Raw genomic sequence first — 18,877 nt, 5'->3', positions numbered from 1 at the left:
TCTAGGGAGTAGGGTTTCATTTTTCTCTTTTTTACCACCTCTACTATTGTACCTAATTGTTAAGCAAAGTGCTGTATTGTGCTAGATTTACCAGAAAAATTGTGTGGCGATCGCAATCAACAACGTCCAAACCGCAATTTTGGAAATCATGTAATTCGCCGCCACGTTCAGAATTTAAAGCGATCGCTCAAATCTCTCGATCGCGAAGGATTTCGGTACGTTTACGTCCTCCGTTCCCCAGAGGAAATCGACGCGGTGGAAGTCGAGAGACAACCTTTGTGGAACAATCGCAAAGGCGACTGCGGCCCTTTTGACATCATCGGCGACGTTCACGGATGCTGCGACGAATTGGAACAATTGCTGCAACAGTTGGGCTATCAAATTATCGAAAAATCCAGCGAATCCGATTTGGGGAATTTTCCCACCTACGCGCACCCGGAAGGGCGTAAAGCCGTGTTTTTGGGCGATTTGGTCGATCGGGGCCCGCGCATTCTCGACACCCTCAAACTCGTGCGAAACATGGTACTCGCAGAAACAGCTTTATGCGTACCTGGAAATCACGACATCAAACTGCTGCGAAAACTCAACGGCAAAAATCTCAAAATTAACCACGGACTGGAACAAACCTTAGCAGAAATTGCCGCTTTACCCGATGAATTGCGCGAATCAGCAGTACGAGAAATTCGCCAATTTTTAGATAGTTTGATTGGGCATTACGTCCTCGATGGCGGAAAATTAGTCGTCGCCCACGCCGGGATGAAAGCTGAATTCCAGGGACGCGCATCCCGCCGCATTCGAGATTTCGCCTTGTACGGAGAAACAACTGGCGAAATCGATGAATTCGGCTTGCCCGTCCGCTACAATTGGGCCGCCGAATATCGAGGTCAGGCAGCAGTTGTTTACGGACACACCCCCGTTCCAGAAACAGAATGGTTCAACAATACAGTTGATATTGACACTGGCTGCGTTTTCGGAGGCAAACTAACAGCTTTGCGGTATCCCGAAAGAGAATTTGTCAGCGTTCCTGCTGCTAGAATTTACTGCGAACCTGCCAAACCGATCCTCTTTCAAGACAGCCCAACTCCACTTAACAATAGAGACATTAATTCACCCGCGCTCAATAGCGGTTTTGCGGCAGTAAATCTCACCGCCCAACAGCAGTTTGATGACGTACTGGACATTAGCGACGTACTCGGAAAACGCATTATTTCAACTCGCCTGCAAAGTAACATTACGATTAAAGAAGAAAATGCGATCGCAGCCCTAGAAGTAATGAGTCGGTTTGCCGCCAATCCCAAATGGCTGATTTATTTGCCCCCCACAATGTCTCCCGCTGCTACCTCCAACGAACCAGGACTTTTAGAACATCCAGCCGAAGCATTTAGCTACTACCAACAGCAGGGCATATCGACAGTTGTGTGCGAAGAAAAGCACATGGGTTCCCGTGCAGTTGCGATCGTGTGCCGCGACGCATCGGCAGCTTTACGCCGCTTTGGCATTCTCAGCGAGAGTATGGGCATTTGCTACACCCGCACGGGACGGCATTTTTTCGATAATTCTACCTTAGAAAGAGAATTTTTAGCGCGGGTAAATGTCGCTCTCACTGCGAGCAATTTTTGGGAGAATTTTCAAACCGATTGGGTGTGTTTGGACTGCGAATTAATGCCTTGGTCAGCCAAAGCTCAAGGTTTATTGAAAGAGCAATACGCCGCCGTGGGAACAGCATCTCGTCACGGGTTTGCGGAGGCGATTAAGAACTTAGAACAGGCAAACCAGCGGGGAGTTGAAATTAATTCTTTGCTAACCAGCTATCAAGAGCGAGCCGAACTAGCCGATCGCTATGTTCATGCCTATCAGCGCTACTGCTGGCCTGTGAAATCGCTCTTGGATCTCAAATTAGCACCTTTCCACATCTTGGCAACCGAGGGTACAGTTCACACTGACAAAAATCACTGTTGGCACATGGAACAGATTTCACAAATTTGTAAAGCTGACCCGGAATTTCTGTTAGCTACTGAATACAAAATAGTTGAAATTGCCGATTTTGACAGCAGATCCGCAGGGATTCAATGGTGGGAAAAACTGACGGAGGCGGGAGGCGAAGGAATGGTTGTTAAACCAATGGATTTTATTGTGAAAAATAGCAAAGGACTCGTACAACCTGCGGTAAAATGTCGCGGTAAAGAGTATTTGCGAATTATTTATGGTCTGGAATATTCTTTGCCGGAACATTTAGAAAAATTGCGATCGCGCGGGCTTTCCGGCAAGCGTTCTTTGGCGTTGCGAGAGTTTGCTCTCGGTATAGAAGCATTGGAGAGATTTGTTGCGGGTGCTCCATTGAGACAAGTTCACGAGTGCGTTTTCGGAGTTTTAGCGATGGAGAGCGAACCTGTCGATCCGAGGCTGTAATCTGAAGGTAGAAAGCAGGCGATCGCTCATTCATTTCCTCCTACTAATCGCTGTACTCCCAATGTCGATAAATTCATCATTTGTGCGACTTGCGCTAAATTCATGCCCGAATTTAACAGTTGAGAAACAAGCTCGCGCAAGGCTGATTCGGCCGCCAGCCGTGCTGGTTCGGATTGCTGGTAAGTATTGAGAAACTCTAGTGTTTGAGGATTCCTAAACCTCAACCCCCAACTCCAACTGACAACAGCCGCAGGGAGACAAAACCAAGAAGTTGACTTTCTGATATTCCACCAAAACAAGCTAGGGATACTGAAAACAGACAGCGAATCCTGCTATCAAAACGCAACAGAAGATGAAATGTGCGATCGGCTTTTGATAGATTCTGGCATCTGTCTTGTCAAACATTACGACGCTACCCGATGCAGCGAAGAACCGGATCTAGTCGTGCAAGTTTTTTGGGAAAAATTGAGTCCGGCATAGGTAGAAAGAGCGATGCGCGCCCTACTTTTAATCCGCGAAACAGGTGGGCAATGCCCACCCGGCTCTTAATTAACATCGGATTTTTCATCCGAATTCGATTGGGCGGCTTAACATCGAGTTTTTAACCCTAATTCGCTCCTATTTATAACCTCTATTCTTCTCCGACCAAACGCGGGTTGGTAGCCCCCAAACATAGACAAATCCTTCAGCAGCTTTGTGATCGAATTCGTCCTCTGCGCCGTAGGTTGCTAAGTCGAAACTGTAGAGAGAATTTTCCGATTTGCGGCCAACAATTGTCGCATTTCCTTTGAATAGTTTGAGCCGCACGGTTCCAGTTACTCGCTTTTGCGTGTCCTGAATAAATGCGTCTAAAGCAGTTTTCAAAGGATTGTACCAAAGACCGTTGTAAATCATTTGGCTGTAGGTTTCTTCGATGCCGCGTTTGTACCGCGTCACATCGGCTGTCAGCGTCAAACTTTCTAAGTCTCGGTGCGCCTGCATCAAAACTAAAATCGCTGGTGTTTCGTAAATTTCCCGCGATTTAATCCCGACTAAGCGGTTTTCAATCATGTCAATCCGGCCGACTCCGTGGTTTCCAACTATTTCGTTGAGTTGGGAAATTAAGGCGACTGGTGATAACTCTTTGCCGTTCAAACTGACAGGATTTCCGCAAGCGAAATCGATTTCTATGTATTCGGGTGTGTCGGGAGTTTGTTCGATCGCCTTTGTCATCAAATACACCTCTTCCGGCGGTTCCGCCCAAGGATCTTCGAGGATTCCGGCTTCGATTGCCATTCCTAATAAGTTGCGATCGATACTGTAAGGGGAAGACTTTTTCACGGGCGACGGAATGCCGCATTTCTCGCCGTATGCGATCGTTTCCTCGCGGCTCATTTTCCACTCCCGCGCAGGTGCTAAAATCTTAATCTTGGGGTTGAGCGCGCCGATCGACACATCGAACCGCACCTGATCGTTTCCTTTACCTGTGCAACCGTGGGCGATCGCATCTGCACCGTATTTTTCCGCAGCTTCTACTAACAATTTAGCAATCAGCGGGCGAGCCAGGGCAGTCGAAAGGGGATAACGGTTTTCGTAAAGTGCGTTAGCTTGAATCGCTGGAAACGCATAGTCTTTGACAAATTCTTCGGTAGCATCAATAACTAAAGATTCCGAAGCACCGGATGCTAAAGCTTTTTTGCGGATCGGTTCTAATTCGTCTCCCTGTCCCAAATCCGCGGCCAGAGTAATTACTTCTTCAACACCCCACTCGTTTTTGAGGTAAGGAATGCAGACGGAGGTATCGACTCCGCCCGAATATGCTAGGACAACTTTTTTAGCGCGACTCATTGCTCTTTACATCCTGAATTTAACTGACATCTTGCACCCGCTGTGAATCAGCCTTTTAGGGGCGGGCAAGATGCCCACCCCACAATAAAATTAAATTTTTGTGGCACAGGCATCTTGCCTGTTCGGGAGAATAGTGTAAGATGCCGGCCCCACAATAAAATTAAATTTTTGTGGAACAGGCATCTTGCCTGTTCTGGAGAATGGTGCAAGATGTGATATTTAACCGACTTTTCATTATGCACCTAATTGAGATCGATTCTTGTCAGAAATAGTACAGATTTATATATTCTTTTTTTGCTAAACTTGGCTATTTCGCGGGGGAGTTGCTGCGAAAAATCTGCTACCGTGGGATACGGTAACTCTGGAGATGGGGAAAAACCGTGTTTTTTAGTGTTGTGATTCCGACGTACAATCGTAAACCGATTTTGGCAAAATGTCTACTGGCTTTGGAAAATCAGGAGTTCGGTGAGATTGTCAGAGAGTATGAAGTAATTGTCGTGGACGACGGATCGACCGACGGGACGCTGGAGTGGTTGGCCGCAGATGCCGACTTGTTGCCTCATGTGCGATCGATCGCCCAATGTCACCAAGGCCCAGCCGCTGCCCGGAATTTGGGCGTTGAAGATGCTAAGGGCGATACGATTATTTTTATTGACAGCGATTTGGTGGTAACAGAGCATTTTTTGCAAGCCCACGCAGATGCTTTGCTACAGGGTTACAAAGATACTGATGCGGTTTTTACTTACGGCAGCGTGATTAATACTTGCAATTTCGACAATCCTACTTCGGAACCTTACAAAATAACGGATTTTTCGGCAGCTTATTTTGCTACAGGAAATGTGGCGATCGCCCGCCACTGGCTGCTGGCTGCTGGACTTTTTGACACTCGCTTTCAACTGTACGGATGGGAAGACTTAGAATTGGGTGTTAGGTTGAAAAAATTAGGTTTAAAATTGATTAAATGTCCAGCGGCTGTGGGTTATCACTGGCATCCACCTTTTAGTTTAGAGCACATTCCGGGCATGATTGACCGAGAAATTCAGCGCGGGAGAATGGGAGTTTTGTTTTATCAAAAGCACCCAAGTTGGGAAGTGCGGATGATGATTCAAATGACTGTTTTGCACCAAATACTGTGGGGAGTTTTATCATTAGGTGGGATGCTGAACGAGCGGACGATGACTCCTTTTTTGCAGTGGTTGATTGACCGAGGTAAGCCGCAGTTAGCTTTAGAAATCGCTCGGATTTTTCTGAATTGGTATAACGTGAAAGCCGTGTACGCCGCTTGTGGGGAATTGCAGGTCGAGACAAAGATACCATAAATCAGCCGGACGGTGCAAATAAAATATAAGATATTGTAGGAGTGTTTCAGGGCCCATTGGTGTCAACTTAAGCTCAAATGTAGTAACGGTATACTGGTTGACACTTATGCCTAAATTCTCCTAGCCTTGCTTAAGAAAGGGAATTTACCGGACTCAAGACTTGGATACAAACCAGAGAAACAAAGGATTTTAGTCTTAAGTTGACACCACTGATCGGGGGGTGTTTTAATTGTCATTTCGACTAAGGATATTTGCTTAGAAAACACAATAGCGAGCCACCAGGTAAAGGCAGGCGAAACCCGGTTCTAGACATTGTAAAAATTTTACCTTTAATCCAAGTTGCTTGCTGAGCCTGTGATTTGAGGAATCTCGGCTGTTTTCTTGATGGGCTGCGATAATTAGATTTCCACACATTTTCCCACTCTTCTTATTTTTGATATAATTACAGATAATTTAGGAGTGTGCTATCTACCCAAGAGTTGTGCTGGTTTACCTGAAAGTGTTAGCTACAAACGGTTAATGACTTAAAACTATTCCCACAGGAAAAATTTGAATAATTTGAGGGTCTGCTGTGAATACAACTGACGAGAAAAATCCCAGACGAGAAACAATTAGACTTCCAAACACTGCTTTACAAGAAAATATTTTAATGGTGGACGACAATCCAGAAAGCTTGCGACTTGTATCCCGGCTTTTGTCTAAGCGGGGATATAAAGTGCGGCCGACACGAGATGGCAAATTGGCCCTCAACTTTGCTGTATCGAGTCCACCGGATTTGATTTTGCTGGACATCATGATGCCCGGTATGGATGGCTATCAAGTCTGCGAACAGCTAAAAGCGTCTCCGAAAACGAAAAATATTCCTGTGATCTTTATCAGCTCTTTAAATGAAGTTTTTGATAAAGTCAAAGCTTTTTCGCTGGGGGCGGTAGACTACATTACTAAACCGTTTGAAATAGAAGAAGTCGTAGCTCGCGTCGAAAATCAACTGCTGCTCAGTCGGCTTTCTAAAGAAATTTTAGCAAAAAATGTGCTGTTAGAAGCTGAAATAGAAGAACGCAAGCGGATCGAAGCACAACTACGAGAAAGCCAGCACTGGCTGTCGGCAGTAATTAAAACGAATCCTAATTTATTGTACGTTTACGATTTGATAGAAGAGAGAAGTCTCTACGTCAACCGCGAAATCTATAGCGATATTGGCTACACGTTTGAAGAAATACAGCAGATGGCAGCCACATTTATTCCTAAGTTAATACACCCTGACGATATCCCTGGATTCTTAGAACAAAGAAAAAAAATTGCGACAGCAAAAGATGGCGAAAGCTTTGATTTTGAATACCGGATACAGCATAAGAATGGTGAATATCGGTGGTTTTGCAGCCGGGACAGCGTGTTTGCCAGAACAGCGCAGGGCCAACCTTGGAAAATTCTGGGAACTGCTGCTGAAATTAGCGATCGCAAACAAGCAGAACTCGAACTTAAAACAGCTTTAGCTGCTTTGGAACGGCAAATCAAGCAACGATTTCTTCTAGAAACAATTACTCTCGAAATCCGCTACAGCTTAAATCCCGAGCAAGTTTTTCAAACCGCGGCGGCCCAAATAGGTCGAATTTTTAATGCCGATTGCTGCTTGATTCACACCTACACAGAAAACCCAGTTCCCCGAATTTTTAATGTCGCTGAGTACAGAAAAGGCCCATCACAATCACTTTTAGATTTAGAAATCCCCGTAGAGGGCAATCCTCACGTTCAGTTTTTATTGTCCCAAGATCAAGCTGTAGTTTCTGACGATGTTTTTTCCGAACCCCTGCTAGAAAACGTCAGAGATTTGTGCTGTCAAATAGGTTTGAAGTCGCTGATATCCATCCGCACTTCCTACCAGGCAAAAGCCAACGGAATGATATGCTTGCACCAGTACGATAGCCCGCGTCACTGGACGCAGGATGAGATCAGATTATTGAACGCTGTGGCGGCACAGATGGGAATTGCGATCGCTCAAGCCAATCTTCTCGAACAAGATAAACAACAGCGACTTAAACTTCAACAGAGCGAAGCTAGTCTAGCAGCAGCCCAGAAAATTGCCCATATCGGCAGTTGGGAATTTGATTTAGTCACCCATAAAATTACTTGGTCAGAAGAAGTATTCCGCATTTTTGGTCTTGACTCAACTGCAACTGAACCGACATCTGCCCAACTTTTAAAGATGTGTCATCCCGGCGACAGACACTTGTTTCAAAAAACTGTCACCCTCACTATCTCGCAAGGCATTTCCTACAAAAGAGAGTTCCGATTTTTTCATACTAGCGGTCAAATTATCTACGTGGAAGGAAGGGGAGAAGCGGTTTTTAACGAAACCGGGGAAGTAATCAAACTGTTGGGAACAGTAATGGATATTAGCGATCGCAAACAAGCCGAAGCTGCTTTGCTTCTTAGTGAAGAACGTTTTGAGCTGGCTTTTGAAGGCAGTGCGATGGGATTGTGGGATTGGAATCTTGTCACGGCCGAAGTCTATTTTAATTCGCGGTGGAAAACGATGCTAGGATATGAAGTAGAGGAAATAGAAAATAATATCGCATCGTGGGAGCAACTGGTACATCCAGAGGATTGGCGTTCGGTTAAAGCAGCGCTAAATGCTCACCTAGAAGGCAAAGAGCCGACTTACGAAAAGGAATTTCGGATGCTGACAAAATCCGGCGAGTGGAAGTGGATTTTGAGTCAAGCGAAGGTGATGGAACGCGACGCTTCGGGAAATCCTGTGCGGATGACGGGCACGCATACCGATATTAGCGATCGCAAACAAGCCGAAGCAGATTTGCTACTTAGCGAACTGCGAGAACGGGAAAAAGCGCAACAGTTAGAACAAACTCTGGAATACTTAAAAAATGCTCAATCCCAGCTCATTCAATCCGAAAAAATGTCAAGTATCGGGCAAATGGTAGCGGGAGTTGCCCACGAAATTAATAACCCGGTCAACTTCATCTACGGCAATATTCTTCCCGCCAAACAGTACGCTTGCGATTTAGTAAAATTGCTCAGCCTTTATCAGCAACACTATCCCGCACCAGTTCCCGAAATAGCTCAAGAATTGGCAGAAATCGAGGTAGATTTTATCGCTGACGATTTTCCGAAAATCATGGCTTCTATGCAAGAAGGTGCTAATCGAATTAAGCAGATAGTGCTGTCTTTGCGAAACTTTTCGAGACTTGACGAAACAGAGCGCAAAGTAATAGACATTCATGAAGGGATAGAAAGCACTTTGGTGATTTTGCAGCACCGATTGCAGTCACAGCCAAAACGTCGGGAAATTCAACTTATTAAAAATTACGGCACACTGCCAAAAGTCGAGTGTTATCCGGCTCAATTAAACCAGGTATTTATGAATTTGTTGTTGAATGCGATCGACGCTGTGGAAGAGTCATCAGCAAGCTGTACTTGCAAAGTTAACCAAATTCGCATTGTTACTGAAGTCAGCCGAAAAAACCAAGTGTGTGTGCGGATTTCTGACAGCGGGCCCGGTATCCGTCCCGAAGTTCAGTCAAGGATATTTGACCCGTTTTTTACTACCAAACCGATCGGCAGCGGCACTGGTTTGGGGTTGTCGATTAGTTACCAAATTGTTAAACACAGGCACGGCGGTAAGTTGGAGTGTCATTCAGAAGTTGGCCGGGGAACAGAATTTGCGATCGAACTTCCGATTTCGCAAAAGTTGAAAATTAACAGTTAGGATAAGCTGTTATATCCTGTCCGGCCAATTAACCATAATTATTGTAGGGGCGAGTCCACCAACAATCTCTAATATCAGCCTGAGACGACCGTAAACCCGCCCCGATCGTCCAATTGGGGGCAATTGAACGGAAACCATATTAATCGTCTATCAGAACCTATTTTAGGTTGCGTCATAACCTGGCATTTTATCCAGTATTTCTTGCTAACAGTCTGTGATTGAGTATAATTTAATCCTAAGCCTGATATAATAAAAAGTTAGCCTTGAAAGCCTCCAGACGTTACGCTGCTAAAATTAGTAGTGAATATTACAGTTGCTCTTATACAAATTCTGTCAACATACGTCTGCTGTAGCGTCTACCACATTTTTACTGAATTATGACTGACTCAATTCGCTTCCTCATGTGTGCTCCTGACCACTACGATGTGGATTACGTGATTAATCCGTGGATGGAGGGCAACGTACACAAATCATCGCGCGATCGCGCCGTCGAACAGTGGGAAAAACTCTACCACGTGCTCAAAGACAACGCGGTGGTAGACCTGGTACCGCCGGCCAAAGGCTGGCCGGATATGGTTTTCACCGCCAACGCAGGCTTACTTTTAGGCAATACCTTCGTCCTCAGCCGTTTCTATCACAAAGAACGCCAAGGCGAAGAACCCTATTTCAAAGCATGGTTTGAAAGCAAAGGTTTCACGGTGCACGAACTCCCGAAAGACTTGCCGTTTGAAGGCGCGGGCGATGCTTTGCTCGATCGCGAAGGACGCTGGTTGTGGGCCGGCTACGGCTTCCGTTCCGAACTCGACTCGCACCCGTTACTAGCAAAATGGCTCAACATAGAAGTGCTTTCGCTGCGTTTAGTTGACGAACGTTTCTATCACCTAGACACCTGTTTTTGTCCCCTGACAGGTGGCTATTTGCTCTACTATCCAGCAGCATTTGACTCCTACTCCAACCGCTTAATTGAAATGCGAGTTGCGCCGGAAAAACGCATTGCCATTGAAGAAGCAGATGCCGCCAATTTTGCCTGCAATGCCGTCAATATTGACAAAGTAGTGGTAATGAACAAGGTTAGCGAAGCCTTGAAAACGCGCATTACTCAGGCAGGTTTTCAAGTAATTGAAACGCCGATGACCGAATTCCTGAAAGCGGGCGGCGCCTGTAAGTGCTTGACGCTGCGGGTAACGGAACCGATTCAAGAAGATGGATCGCCAAACGTGATGGTAGAAAGCCGCACAATTCGCATGGAAGGTCACTTGCTCGATGCTGGTTTAATCAGCCGCGCTTTAGACTTAATTATCGAAAACGGCGGCAGTTTCCAAGTCCTCAATTTCAATTTAGGAGAGCAGCGGCAAAGCACATCATCTGCGGATGTTAAAGTTTCGGCTCCTTCCCACGATGTGATGGAAGAAATCATGGGAATGCTGATTGACTTGGGTGCAGTTCCTCCGCCGCAAGAGATTTGCGACGCTATTTTAGAGCCGGTAGTGCAAGATGGCGTCGCCCCGGACGACTTTTATGTGAGTACGATTTATCCCACCGAAGTGCGGGTAAACGGTCAGTGGGTGAAAGCGCAAAATCAGCGGATGGACGGTGCTGTTGCTATTACGGAAACTGCTGATGGCCCAGTTGCTAAATGCAAATTATTGCGCGATTTAAAAGTAGGAGAAAAAGTAGTTGTTGATGTGGTCGGCATCCGCACTGTCCGCAAAACAGAATCGCGGGAACAGCGCAATTCTCAAGAATTCAGCTTTATGTCCGGCAGCGTTTCTAGCGAGCGCCGCGTAGAATTGGTAGTGGAACAAGTAGCGTGGGAATTGCGCCAAATTCGCGATCGCGGTGGCAAAGTTGTAGTTACGGCGGGGCCTGTTGTCATCCATACCGGCGGTGGCGAACATTTAGCGCATTTGATTCGGGAAGGTTACGTACAAGCTTTGTTAGGTGGAAATGCGATCGCAGTTCACGACATGGAACAATCGAATATGGGAACCTCTTTAGGGGTTGACATGAAACGTGGCGTAGCTGTGCGCGGCGGACACCGACATCACTTGAAAATAATTAACACTGTGCGGCGTTACGGGAGTATTGCAAAAGCTGTTGAAGCCGGGCTGGTTACTAACGGTGTGATGTATGAGTGCGTCAAGAACAATATACCGTTTTCTCTTGCCGGTTCGATCCGCGATGACGGCCCGCTTCCCGACACCCAAATGGATTTAGTGAAGGCTCAAGAAGAATATACTGAGCTGTTACGCGGTGCGGATATGGTGTTAATGCTGTCGTCTATGCTGCACTCAATTGGTGTGGGAAATATGACGCCGGCTGGTGTGAAGATGGTGTGTGTGGACATTAATCCGGCGGTGGTGACGAAATTGAGCGATCGCGGTTCGATCGAATCTACTGGAGTTGTTACCGATGTGGGATTGTTCCTGAGTTTGTTGGTGAATCAATTGGATAAATTGACTAGCCGCCATCATGTAACTCAATCTGTTTAGATTCGGCGGTTGAAACCGCGTCTATACAAACGAAGTCCGCCTGCGCGGACTGAATAATAGAGGCTGGTAGGGTACGCATTGCGTACCTTACAGAGCCGATAATGCTCATTATCATCGCTCAAAATGCGCCCCAATAAATTGAGCTATCTCCCTTTCGATCGCCCTTTTCTCCTGCAGAGGATGTAATTTCTAAATTAGGGGCGGTGACGGCAGACAAATCGCCCGGTAAAGACCTAATTCGCAACTCATTTAGCAAAGCATTAATATTGTTCGGCTCAGCATCCAGAATGCTTGCCAGCGGCAGCAGATTTTGCACTGCATATTCGCCGAGTCGAGCATTAATACTCTCTGCTAAATAGCAGAGCATAATGTATCTGCTACTGCTACTGATAATATGAAATATTTTATTCAACTCATCAAAGTATTGAGTCCCCGGTATAGATGCCGCGATTTGGGTTTCACCCTTCCAGAATAAATCTACATGAATTTGACTAGCTGGCGAAACTTTAGCCTTTGCAATCCAGATGATATCGAGGATTAGTTCAGAGTCGCGCTCGTGGAAAATCAGCCGCTTTAAACCAGATAGAAATTCTGGAGAATTTAGCGTATTTTGCCATTCTAGACACCAATCATTACTTTTAGCATTTAGGGCATTTTTGACCGTCGTCGGACGTTCAATCACATCTTTTAATAAAGAAAGACTTCCCGCAGCTTTGGCAAATTTTGGGGAGATTTGCTGGTGCAGTATCTGGTTGGGATCAATGTAATCTTTGCGCCAAGGTGCGTCCGGGATGAGAACTTCACAGGCGGGAGCAAGTGTGATGTTAGCAGTAAGTATCGGTGGGTTTTTAACTGTGCATCCTTCTAATGACTGTTGAGATTCTAGACGGCAGATGACCTCGATCGCAGAGTTTTTATCTGCTGCGTTTAAAGGTGTGTTGCTGTACTCTGCTGCTAATTCTTCGAGAAAATCTAGGTAATCTTGCACAACAGGCGATATCCCTTGTCCTAAAAGCTGATAGACTTCGGAAAATGGATTAGAAACCGCTATAGTTGTGCGGCGGTTGCCGAAAAAAGGCACGTCATCCAAAAAAGCGTATTTTGGCCGCCAAAACTTACCCCTAGACTCATCCCACAGACATTGACGGTGAGCAAAGCGCTTTTGAATTTGCTGGCGTTGTTCGCTGGAAATACTGCCTTTGATGAAAGTATTATCGAGATACTTGTAAATTGCCTTTACTGATTGTAAATGTGCGTTTAAATCGTCGGATGTCGTGATTTCAACTGTCATTTTCCCAAGTTTTGATTAGTGTATCAAAGTGGTCGATAACTGTAGTGGTATCTACAGGCTGAAAACCAAGTGCAGTTCTGATTTCGGGCTTCAGCAAGTCGCGCTCAGGGCGTGCAAATAAAAATTTTTGGCTAGCAACTAAGCGAACATCTTGAATGAAACAGACATCTTTAGCGCGATACAGCCTCGGTTCAGGTATCGCCGCGCCGGGATATTGGCTTAACTTTTGAGGATTTTGCTCGACAGGAACCCAAGGCTTATCTGCGAGTGTTTCAGCCAGTGTTTTGTTGGTATTGGCAATTTTCGTATGTTTTAGTTCATCCCAATTATCATTATCAATGATGTAGTTAAAAACAGCAATGCAAGCATCGGTTACTGCAACTGCACCTGAACGATTTGCGGTTTGAATTAGATTGTCAACAGCAGCTACAATGTCATCTGCACTCAAGGTTCTTCGCATACCCAAACCCTCGAAAAAATCGAGCCAGAGTAGCTCATCCTGCGAATAAAATTCCATGTCTGGAATAGCTGCTAAATTTCCGACAATGTTGCGGATTACTTGATTTTCAGGAGTGTAAATTAATTCGGCAGATCGTAATCTGCGATCGCTACAGCGTACCAAACGCGCTTTTTTAAGCTCTTCCTTAAATGAGGAAGCATCCTCTCCTCCCTTTTCTAGTTCTTTGCAAGCTTCACTCAGATGATCTCGAATCCAGGCCAGCGCCGTTAATTGTTCTTCCGGGGCAAATGACGCATACTCAGGCAACAAGCACTCGCGAATTAGTCTAGCGCGATTCAGTACCGGAACTTGCAAAAGTTGGAATAGCCGCAGCCATTCCCGGTTTTGTTCTAGGCGTAAAAGCCTCAACGTACCTGCAATTTCTGGCGGTTCGTATCCGCCGCCAGGAAGGTAGACATTTTCATCGTTGAGGGAAACTATTTCGTTGGAAGTTGTGGGGTAAATTGGAAGTTGACGCAGCTTATTGAGGCTATCTTGGTTGTAATCTAGTGGCTCTGAATTTCCCAGGAAATTGAGGAGAGATGTATAATGCTTTTGGTGGTAGGGTGGCAAACCTCGGGCGTAGCGCGAAGATACTGTATCTAGGACATCTGGGCCAACGACAAACGAAATTAACTGATTTTTGTGTCGTTGGGCAAATTGTGCGATCGCACTTTCAAGTTTTACTGGTGCTTTGACAAGCGTCACCCCAAAATACTGTACAGCTTCCATCATTTCCGCTGCAATATTATCGCCGCCCAACAAAGGAGTGTCAAGTTTTCCTCCTTTGTAAAGCTTCCCATCATTTCCCGGAACCAGCGGAACTTTCTTCAATTCATCGATTGTTTCTTGCGACAGATATCTGGGTGAGATATTGAAAAAATAATTGTATACGAGAGTCAGCCACTCTGCATTTGGTGGATGTGGTGCATCAGCTTGCCAATCACATTCTGACTGCGTTGAACCAATTACGTGCACCAATTTCTTCGCTACTTCTGCGGCATTCATCTCTGAAACGCCAATCATGTTATGTGGAGGCAATACATTGGTTAAATCTCCGTGCAAAAACCATTCTAGATGATTGGCAAATATCTGCCTTGGTGCATACTCTGAAATGTAAACAGTTCCTATCGGGTTATAACCAAATACTTGTAAAGTATTATTAGCGAGAATAGCTAACGGCAAACCTCGCAAATCTCGGTGATTGTCGCTGATGCAATAGCGCAGCATATTCGCAACCCAATGTCTCTTTTGCAAGCTTGGTTTCGGTGCATTTTTCAAAGGTACACCTAACTCTTTATTTTCGGTTAAGTGCTTTCGCAAGTTCGCCGCAGTGAATGTTGGCAAGGGCAAACCTGCATCTTTGAAAACTCCCAAAATTGACTCTGGCAATGGCGGTTCGGGAATGTCAATCTTGTCGGCGCGCAGCGGTTCTAATAAGTTGTCCCAGAACTTTTTAGAAGGTAGATTTCTGACTGTCGGAGGCGTCACCCATCTTGTTTGCGACATCACTATCACGCCCAATAGACGTTCATTTACAGCGTGTTCTACAGCGGAGCGCACAACTTTTTTATTATATAATAACTCGATTACAAAGCGGGGCAGTTCTTCTAGAACTTTGCTGACAGTAATTTTGCTAATCGGCCAAAATTTATAAAATTCCTCTGCCTGATACCTGCCAATATCTTGCACTAAATCAACAATTAAGTTAGCATAAGCGTGGGACAAAACGTGCTGCGCGAGTAGTTGGTTCCAAATAGATCTCGGTCGGTCTTTTCCAGTTTGTCCGCTGTCGCTGCTGAGGTTGTCCCGCGAACTATTTAAGTTAAAAAAACCGTTGATGTGAACGGGCAGCCCGCTTTCCAGGGGAAGCGGCAAAAAACAGTAAACTTTCCCGCCCACAGGTTGAGGATTTTCCTCGGTACTAACAGCATTAATCCTAGCAGCAGCGCCCGCCCAAGGCAAGACTTTTTCTTGGCTTTCGTACATTGCTTTTATGACTTTTGCCAACTCGCCGCCTTCATCTGTGCGAATTAAACTTACTGTTCTCCAAGTTGATTTGGTATTCCGATTCCCGCTAATCGTTTCTATCTCGTGGCGGTAAGAAACTGATATTAAACCGGCTGGATTCTTGTGGCACAATTCCAGCAATTGGTCTGCTGTCTTGGGAATTGCATCGAGGAGTTGTTGCCGCGCTTCTCGTACTTCTTGCTGGTTCTGGGTAACAATCGCCAGAATCTCTTGCCGAGTTTGTTGACTGTTGGCGGGTATTTCGTAAACTCTAATTTCCTGAACAGATTTCAGGAATAGCAGCAGTTCTTCACCTGAATTAATCAGTGCGTCTAGTAGTTCCTTGACGTTGGATTCGGTAAAAGCTTGTTTGCGAATTTCGCTATTTTTAGCGTGTTCTGCGGTTCTCAAGGGCAAGCGAAACAAAGTGCCTTTAAAATTTGTATCTCCTAATGGCAATCCTCCCGCTGCGTAGACTTGCATAAAATCGGGATATTGTTCGTACCATTTAGCGTCTGCTAAATTCCACTCGCGTCCGGGTTCTTGTCGGGAAGTGCCGGGAATAGCTGCACCGTGAGGGTCAAAAAAGATGATCCGATCGCGCGATACGAAACTCGGATAATCTGTAACGTGATATATTGCATTAAACCCGACGCCAAATCTACCCGTTTTCTGCAAATCTCGCGCTTTTTCGCTTTGTCCCAGACTGCGAATGCTCTCAAAATCTTTATCTGCAAACACGCGATCGTTGTAGACTAACATCGCCGGCCCCATTAGCAGTACCATACGATCGTCAGGCAATTGTTTGACCGGATGGTGGCGCCAATCAAGAGTAATTTCTACCCGCGTTGCTTTAGCGTCGTCAGCATTTTGGATCAACTCTTTGATAATGCCAACGCCTTCGGGATAATCTCGGATAATCCCTCTCAAGCGGGCGATCAAGGGTTCGGATTGGTAGAAAGACTTGCCCTCAATTTCGCTGTTGCTGTAAGCCATAGATGTTCTGACGACTAAAAGCGGGAGGAATTTAAATGCGATCGCGCATCTTCACTTTGTACCTAATACTATACAAGCGAAGCGTAAATACAAGTAGGGTGCGCGCGCAGCAACCTACCGAAAGCTATTCGTAATATTGCAATAAAAAGCCTCAGACCCGCAAGCCTGAGGACCGGAGTTCCTGAAAATCGTCACTTCTTACTATTGTCGCCAACAAACACCACAACATACAAGAGGGGTACAACCCAGCAGGGCAGATCGTGACAGACAGAGATTGCTTCCTGACTCGCAACGCGAAAGCAATTTTTAATTCACCACTTCACAAAAGCAAAACAATTCTTCTGGCCCTTTTCATATCTGGGTTGATAATTTTCCTTTAGGACGGCAACCTTTCTTCCATCGGAATATAAGGAGCACCGTGAGTCCCAGTATATATTTGAGTCGGGCGGTAAATGCGGTTTGCCTCTAGCTGTTCCTTCCAGTGGGCTAACCAGCCAGCAACACGGGCGATCGCAAAAACCGGCGTAAACAAGTCCAGCGGAATTCCCATTTTTCGGTAAACCAGACCAGAATAGAAATCTACATTTGCATAAATTCCTTTGTGACCCAATTTCTCTTCAACCACTTCTTCCAACTTGACAGCAATGTCGTAATAATCGTCGTGGCCGAAGTTCTCAAACAACTGTTCCGCTAACCTCTGAAGAATAGTTGCTCTCGGATCTTTCACCTTGTAAACTCGGTGACCGAAACCCATGATTTTGTCCTTATTTGCAACGCTCTTCTCGACAAAAGCCCGCACGTTTTCTACCGAACCAATTTGCTCCAACATATCAATCACTTCTTCATTAGCTCCCCCGTGCAGCGGCCCCGCCAAAGTGCCAACTGCTGAAGCAATTACCCCGTAAGGGTCTGTCAGCGTCGAAGCTGTTACCATTGCCGAAAATGTAGAGGCATTAATTGTATGTTCAGCGTGGAGAGTCAGACAAGTGTCAAAAATGCTAGCTAACAGCGGATCGGGTTCTTGCTCGTTGAGCATATAAAGAAAGTTAGCCGAGTAGTCCAAGTCATCCCTCGGTCGCACCGGGTCATTTCCCCGCCGCATTTGCTGGAACGCTGCTACCATTGTGGGAATCTTAGCTAGCAGCCGCACTACAGCTTCTCGAATGTATGCTGGGTTAGCCAGAGCTCTGCGGGAGTAGAACAAGCCCAAGGCGGCCGCTGAAGCTTGCAGGGCGTCCATGGGATGTCCTCTTTCTGGAAAGCATTTCATCATGTCCCGGATGCGATATTTGATCCGGCGGTGATAGCGAATTTCATGCTCGAAAGCTTCGAGTTCTTCCTTTGTCGGAAGTACCCCCCAGATTAATAAATATGAAGTTTCGAGAAAGGAGCTTTTGAGTGCCAGTTCCTCGATGCTAATCCCGCGATATTCCAGCAACCCTTTTTGTCCATCGACGTAGCTAATGCTGGACAAGGTGGCGGGAACACCTTCTAAACCTGGTTTGAATTCGCCGACGACCATTGCGATACCGTTTTGTGTGAGTTCAATCTACTAAAAGTACATTACCAGAAACGAAGATAGTGTCACAGTGTTGACAAATAATCATTTAATTGCGCTTGGGAAACCGGGTTTTTCAACAGACAGCCCGATCGCACCGCTGCGTATTTTCGCCCGTTTTTCCCGGTTTCGGCGCCCGAGAATGCGGGTTTAAGAGGGCTGGCGCGTCCTGTTAATGTCGGGGCGGTTCGCTGTTTCTAGCCCAGCAAAAACTTGGGCGCAGTTAGCCAAAACATTTGGCTGCGGCCCACTGGAGAGCCGATTTCCGGGAGGATTAAGCCGATGATACCTGCTTTTTTGAGAATCAGGGCATCTTGCGATCGAGCCCAAAGCAAAGTTTCTGCCCAGTGGCCTAAGTCTGGTTGGTGGCCCACCAGGGCCAAGCTGCGGCTACCTATTTCCTGCCACTGTTTGTACCACTCCAGCCAGTTTCCGATTTCTCCTGAAGGTGCGAGGGCGCCGGATTCTTCTATTTTGGAACTCAAATCGGCTGTTTGCAGGATTTGGGCGGTTTGCTGCGCCCGCAGTAGGGGACTGGTGAGAATCAAGTCAAACTGAATTTCGAGCTCGTACAGCCGCTGGGCGATTTTCCGGGTTTTACGATTGCCCTCTTTAGTCAGCGGGCGTTCTGAGTCTGTATCATATTCTTCGGGCTCGGCTGCGATACCGTGACGGATCAGATATAAATCCACTGTCGCTGTCCTTTTGATAGCTGTGCGATGGCTACGCCCCGGCTTACGCCTACGAACTTA

11 protein-coding genes are annotated in these 18,877 nt (G+C 46.1%); 5 read left to right on the top strand and 6 right to left on the bottom strand.

The genetic code is table 11. The annotated features are described in order from the left end of the window. The first annotated feature begins 78 nt into the window (after nt 1-78). Nucleotides 79-2,409, top strand: a complete 2,331-nt coding sequence (locus QUB14_RS21145) for a polynucleotide kinase-phosphatase (RefSeq protein ID WP_333218698.1) — start codon at nt 79-81, stop codon at nt 2,407-2,409. A gap of 26 nt (nt 2,410-2,435) precedes the next feature. Here QUB14_RS21145 and QUB14_RS21140 read toward each other — a convergent pair whose 3' ends face one another. Further along, a complete protein-coding gene (locus QUB14_RS21140) occupies nt 2,436-2,708 on the bottom strand; it encodes a hypothetical protein (RefSeq protein ID WP_333218697.1) in 273 nt (90 codons plus the stop codon). A 58-nt stretch (nt 2,709-2,766) separates the two neighbouring features. Here QUB14_RS21140 and QUB14_RS21135 point away from each other — a divergent pair, with 58 nt between their 5' ends. Then, nucleotides 2,767-2,889 (top strand): hypothetical protein, encoded by a 123-nt coding sequence (locus tag QUB14_RS21135; protein ID WP_333218696.1) that lies wholly within the window; start codon nt 2,767-2,769, stop codon nt 2,887-2,889. Nucleotides 2,890-3,027: 138 nt separating this feature from the next. On the opposite strand, the gene QUB14_RS21130 is transcribed toward QUB14_RS21135, so the two are convergent. Further along, the gene (locus QUB14_RS21130; protein WP_333218695.1) at nt 3,028-4,236 is read right to left on the bottom strand and encodes an argininosuccinate synthase; all 1,209 of its coding nucleotides are present in this window, start codon (nt 4,234-4,236) and stop codon (nt 3,028-3,030) included. 380 nt (nt 4,237-4,616) lie between these two features. Between QUB14_RS21130 and QUB14_RS21125 the strand changes: the two genes are divergently transcribed. The 3 genes from QUB14_RS21125 to argZ all read left to right on the top strand — a co-directional run bounded on the left by QUB14_RS21125 (nt 4,617) and on the right by argZ (nt 11,771). Further along, nucleotides 4,617-5,555, top strand: a complete 939-nt coding sequence (locus QUB14_RS21125) for a glycosyltransferase (protein ID WP_333218694.1) — start codon at nt 4,617-4,619, stop codon at nt 5,553-5,555. Nucleotides 5,556-6,126: 571 nt separating this feature from the next. Further along, on the top strand, nt 6,127-9,279 hold the full coding sequence (locus tag QUB14_RS21120; RefSeq protein WP_333218693.1) for a PAS domain-containing protein: 3,153 nt from the start codon (nt 6,127-6,129) through the stop codon (nt 9,277-9,279). A gap of 377 nt (nt 9,280-9,656) precedes the next feature. Further along, nucleotides 9,657-11,771 (top strand): bifunctional arginine dihydrolase/ornithine cyclodeaminase, encoded by a 2,115-nt coding sequence (gene argZ, locus QUB14_RS21115; RefSeq protein ID WP_333218692.1) that lies wholly within the window; start codon nt 9,657-9,659, stop codon nt 11,769-11,771. A gap of 118 nt (nt 11,772-11,889) precedes the next feature. On the opposite strand, the gene QUB14_RS21110 is transcribed toward argZ, so the two are convergent. The 4 genes from QUB14_RS21110 to sixA all read right to left on the bottom strand — a co-directional run bounded on the left by QUB14_RS21110 (nt 11,890) and on the right by sixA (nt 18,817). Further along, entirely contained in the window at nt 11,890-13,062 is a 1,173-nt protein-coding gene (locus QUB14_RS21110; RefSeq protein ID WP_333218691.1) for a hypothetical protein, read from the bottom strand. After that, nucleotides 13,052-16,567, bottom strand: coding sequence for a sacsin N-terminal ATP-binding-like domain-containing protein (locus QUB14_RS21105; protein WP_333218690.1), 3,516 nt, complete (start codon nt 16,565-16,567; stop codon nt 13,052-13,054). The genes QUB14_RS21110 and QUB14_RS21105 overlap by 11 nt, the downstream gene beginning before the upstream one ends. Nucleotides 16,568-16,943: 376 nt before the next feature. Continuing rightward, nucleotides 16,944-18,089, bottom strand: a complete 1,146-nt coding sequence (locus QUB14_RS21100; protein ID WP_333218689.1) for a citrate synthase — start codon at nt 18,087-18,089, stop codon at nt 16,944-16,946. Between the two features lie 233 nt (nt 18,090-18,322). Then, complete coding sequence (gene sixA / locus QUB14_RS21095; RefSeq protein WP_333218688.1) at nt 18,323-18,817, bottom strand: phosphohistidine phosphatase SixA; 495 nt, start codon at nt 18,815-18,817, stop codon at nt 18,323-18,325. Nucleotides 18,818-18,877 lie beyond the last annotated feature (60 nt).

The organism is Microcoleus sp. B3-D2 (assembly GCF_036705345.1).
Classification (GTDB): domain Bacteria; phylum Cyanobacteriota; class Cyanobacteriia; order Cyanobacteriales; family Microcoleaceae; genus Microcoleus.
This window is presented reverse-complemented; position numbering and strand designations above follow the sequence as displayed.

What these genes read in the sequence shown, in the direction of transcription:
- QUB14_RS21135 (WP_333218696.1), top strand. Translation starts at nt 2,767, where the DNA reads ATGTGCGATCGGCTTTTGATAGATTCTGGCATCTGTCTTGTCAAACAT.
- QUB14_RS21130 (WP_333218695.1), bottom strand. Translation starts at nt 4,236, where the DNA reads ATGAGTCGCGCTAAAAAAGTTGTCCTAGCATATTCGGGCGGAGTCGAT.
- argZ (WP_333218692.1), top strand. Translation starts at nt 9,657, where the DNA reads ATGACTGACTCAATTCGCTTCCTCATGTGTGCTCCTGACCACTACGAT.
- QUB14_RS21110 (WP_333218691.1), bottom strand. Translation starts at nt 13,062, where the DNA reads ATGACAGTTGAAATCACGACATCCGACGATTTAAACGCACATTTACAA.
- QUB14_RS21105 (WP_333218690.1), bottom strand. Translation starts at nt 16,567, where the DNA reads ATGGCTTACAGCAACAGCGAAATTGAGGGCAAGTCTTTCTACCAATCC.
- QUB14_RS21100 (WP_333218689.1), bottom strand. Translation starts at nt 18,089, where the DNA reads ATGGTCGTCGGCGAATTCAAACCAGGTTTAGAAGGTGTTCCCGCCACC.